This window comes from Eggerthella sp. 1_3_56FAA (assembly GCF_000185625.1).
GTDB classification, from domain to species: Bacteria; Actinomycetota; Coriobacteriia; order Coriobacteriales; family Eggerthellaceae; genus Eggerthella; species Eggerthella lenta.
Genome location: NZ_GL622579.1, coordinates 746646 through 750383, shown reverse-complemented (window position 1 = coordinate 750383; position 3738 = coordinate 746646). Strand labels below are relative to the sequence as shown.

The following is a 3738-nucleotide window of genomic DNA, read 5'->3' as shown; positions in this document are numbered from 1 at the left end:
ACGGCGCCGTGCCACATCGCGGCGCTGCCCCTGGCCATCAACATGGGCTGCTCGGCCATGCGCAGGATCACGGTTCCGCTGGCTTGCCAGCCAGCGGAACGGCTCGACGCTGCGGCTTCCCGCCGTACCCGATCTTCGCGCGATGCCGCAGGCTTGCGTACCGAAGTACGCGGCGCCTGCGCCATCCCCCGAATCTCAGGCACTGCGGAAACCCTCGCTGACTTCGCTGAACCTGCGTCTGATCGTTCGCGCTGTGCGCGAAGCGCCGCGGATGCGGGCGAGGAGGTGCGCCATGGCTAGCGCTGATCGCATCCGCCTCGCGTTGCCGTTCGACCGCGCCGCGCTGGCCCGGTTGGAGGCGGGCGACTCCTGTCTGCTCACCGGCCCTTTGTACACGCTGCGCGACGCGGGACACGTGCGCCTCTTGGCCGAGCTGGAAGCCGCCGGCGGCGCGCTGCCCTACGGTCTGGACGGTCAGGCCATCTTCTATGCGGGTCCCACGCCCGAAGCGGCCGGGCGCCCCTTCGGCGCGGTCGGGCCCACCACGGCCAGCCGCATGGATTTCGCCGCCCCCGCGCTGCACCGCGCAGGCGTCGCGGCGACGGTGGGCAAGGGCCGCCGCTCGTCCGAGGTGCGCGATGCCTGCCGCGCGACGGGTTCCGTTTATTTCGTGGCATGCGGCGGGGCCGCGGCCTATCTGGCGAAGTGCGTGGCATCATCGGAGACGGTGGCGTACGACGATCTGGGAACCGAGGCCCTGCGCCGCATCGACGTGGTCGATTTCCCCGTCTTCGTCGGCGTCGACGTACGGGGCCGCGACGTGTACGACCTCGTCTAGCCAGGGCACGCTTTCAAAGGGAGAGGGAACGACCATACCCGTGATACACGAATCCGCACAAGCAACCGATGCCCTGCGCGGCATCTTCATCACGTTCGAGGGCGGCGAGGGCGCCGGCAAGACGACGCATATCCGCTTTTTGTCCGAGACGCTGCGAGCGCACGGCCGCGAGGTGCTGTGCCTGCGCGAGCCCGGCGGCACCGAGGTGGGCGAGCAATTGCGCGCCGTGGTGTTGGACCCGGCGAACGGCGGCATGTCCGACGAGGCCGAGCTGCTCATCTACGAGGCCGCCCGCGCGCAGCTGATGGCGCAGGTCATCGCGCCCGCGCTGGCGCGAGGGGCCGTGGTGCTGTGCGACCGTTTCACCGATTCGACGGTGGCCTACCAGGCCTACGGGAGGGGCTTGCCGCGCATGTTCGTCGACCGCGTGAACGAGTTCGCCTGCCAGGGCGTGCATCCCGACCGCACCATCCTCATGGCCACGGGCGGCGAGGCGAACGTGGGCCTCGTGCGCGCGACGCATCGGGGGGCGGCCGACCGCCTCGAGCAGGCGGGCGAGGAGTTCCATGCCCGCGTGAACGAGGCGTTTCTGGAAATCGCCCGGCGCGACCCCGAGCGCGTGCGCGTGGTGGTCTCCGACGGCAACAAGTCGCAGACGGCTGCTGCGGTGTTCGCCGAGCTGGCCGACCTGTTCCCCTGGATGGCGCAGGTCGTCGACGACGACCCTGCCTTTTTCGACCGCCTCGACGTGAAGCGTTCGAAAGTGGAGGCGTAAAGCCGTGGCCGACGCGTTCGAGAACATCCTCGGCCAGCCGCAGGTGCGCGAATTCTTGCGCGCCACGGTGGCGCAGGGCAAGGTGAGCCACGCCTACCTGTTCACGGGCCCGGCCGGGTCGAACAAAACGATGGCCGCCTACGCGTTCGCGCAGGCCGTGCTGTGCCCGAAGGGGGCCTCCGGCCCGCGCGGAGGCAACTGCGGCGCATGCGACGCCTGCCGGCGCATCATGCGCAAGAAGCATCCCGACGTGCGCTACTTCGCGCCCGAAGGCGCGGGCGGCTATCTGGTCGAGCAGATCCGCGACATCGTGGCCGATACGTCGATGGCGCCCATCCAGGCGCACAAGAAGGTCTACATCCTCGATCGCGTCGACCTGCTGGGCGTGCAGGCCGCCAACGCGTTCCTCAAGACGCTGGAGGAACCGCCGTCGGACGTGGTGCTGATCCTGCTCGCGCGTACGCGCGAGAGCGTGCTGCCCACCATTCTGTCGCGTTGCCAGGTGGTGCCGTTCCGCACCATCCCGGCAAGCGAGGCGGCCGGCATCATCGTGCAGAACACGGGCGCGTCGCGCGAGCAGGCGCGCATGGCCGTCGAGGCCTGCGACGGCTCCATTACGCGTGCCGTGGAGTTCTTGAAGTCCAACGAGCGCCTGGCGTTCCGCACCCGCGTGCTGGAGGTGCTGGGCTGTCTGCGCAAGGCAGACGACTGGGACGCCGTCGGGTTCGCGAGCGAGCTCGTGGTGCTGGTGAAGGCGCCGCTGGACGTGGCGCGCGCCGAGCAGGAGCAGGAGCTCGCCGAGAATGCGGACTTCCTGGCGAAGTCGGCCATCCGCCAGATCGAGGCGCGCAACAAGCGCCAGCTGACGGCCAAGACCTTCGAATCGCTGCGCCAGCTGACGGCCATCGTGCGCTCGTGGCTGCGCGACGTGATGGCCGTGTGCGCCGAGACGCCCGAGCTCGTCATCAACGTGGATGCCCGCGCCTCCGTCATGGAGGCGGCCGAGGCCACCGATGAGGCGCGCGCCGCCGCCGCGCTAGCGGCCGTGCGCCGCTGCGACGAGGCGATCTCGTATAATGTATCACCGGAAACGTGCATCGACGCGATGCTGTTCGAGATAAGAGAGGTGCTCTATGGTTCGCATAGCGCCGATTAACCTGTATTACAACCCCAAGACGCTGTGGTTCGACGCCGGCGACCTGGACGTGCGCGCCGGGGACGGCGTGATCGTGTCCACGGCCCGCGGCACCGAGTTCGGCCGCGCGGCCCACGACGTGTTCGAGGCCGACGAGGCGCAGATCAAGAAGCTGAAAAGCCCGCTCAAGCCTGTCAAACGCATCGCGACGGACGAGGACGAGGCGCGCGCGGCCGAGCTGGAGGCGAAGAGCCGCGAGGCGCTGCCCGTGTTCAAGGAGATGGCTGCCGAGGGCAACGGCGACATGCACCCCGTGTCGGTGGAGTACCTGTTCGAGGGCGACAAGGCCATCTTCTACTTCGAGGCGGAGGAGCGCGTGGACTTCCGCGAGCTCGTGCGCAAGCTGGCCGCGCACTTCCGCGTGCGCATCGACATGCGACAGATCGGCGTGCGCGATGAGGCCCGCATGGTGGGCGGCCTGGGGCATTGCGGCCAGGAGCTGTGCTGCAAGCGCCTGGGCGGCGAGTTCTGCCCCGTGTCCATCCGCATGGCGAAGGAGCAGGACCTCTCGCTGAACCCGCAGAAGATATCGGGCGTGTGCGGACGGCTCATGTGCTGTCTGCGCTACGAGTTCGACGCGTACAAGGACTTCAAGAGCCGCGCCCCGAAACAGAACGCCACGGTGGAGACGCCCGACGGGCCGGCGAAGGTGGTGGATCTCGACGTGCCGCGCGAGATCGTGTCGCTGAAGATCATGGGCGAGAAGCCCGTGAAGGTGCCGCTGGCCGACTTCGACCCGCCCGAGGAAGGCTCGAACCGCCCGAACCGCGTAGGCGAGGAGGCGTGGCAGGACGCGACGACGGCCGACCCTATCGGATTTGCGGGCGAGTCGGCGCTGTTCGGCACCACGACGCAGCTGACCGGGCAGGACAAGCTGGCCGATCCGGGTTCCGTGCGCCGCACGGGCCGCGGCGGTCAGAAGCCGTCGAA

At 69.0% G+C, this 3738-nt stretch carries 5 protein-coding genes; 4 read left to right on the top strand and 1 reads right to left on the bottom strand.

What is annotated here, in order from left to right; genetic code table 11:
- Positions 1–185, bottom strand: a 185-nt coding sequence (locus HMPREF1023_RS15890) for a hypothetical protein (RefSeq protein WP_232228679.1), incomplete at its 3' end; no start/stop codon positions are given.
- Positions 186–292: 107 nt separating this feature from the next.
- Here HMPREF1023_RS15890 and HMPREF1023_RS03270 point away from each other — a divergent pair.
- From HMPREF1023_RS03270 to HMPREF1023_RS03255, 4 genes are all read left to right on the top strand, one after another.
- On the top strand, positions 293–838 hold the full coding sequence (locus HMPREF1023_RS03270) for a fumarate hydratase C-terminal domain-containing protein (RefSeq protein ID WP_009304722.1): 546 nt from the start codon (positions 293–295) through the stop codon (positions 836–838).
- A 40-nt stretch (positions 839–878) separates the two neighbouring features.
- Positions 879–1613 (top strand): dTMP kinase, encoded by a 735-nt coding sequence (gene tmk, locus HMPREF1023_RS03265; RefSeq protein WP_009304721.1) that lies wholly within the window; start codon positions 879–881, stop codon positions 1611–1613.
- A gap of 4 nt (positions 1614–1617) precedes the next feature.
- Positions 1618–2769 carry a DNA polymerase III subunit delta' gene (gene holB, locus HMPREF1023_RS03260; protein ID WP_009304720.1) on the top strand — a complete coding sequence of 384 codons (1152 nt, stop codon included), beginning with the start codon at positions 1618–1620 and terminating at the stop codon, positions 2767–2769.
- Positions 2747–3738 (top strand): regulatory iron-sulfur-containing complex subunit RicT (locus tag HMPREF1023_RS03255; protein WP_009304719.1); only part of this gene is annotated, 992 nt, incomplete at its 3' end. The genes holB and HMPREF1023_RS03255, both read left to right, overlap by 23 nt.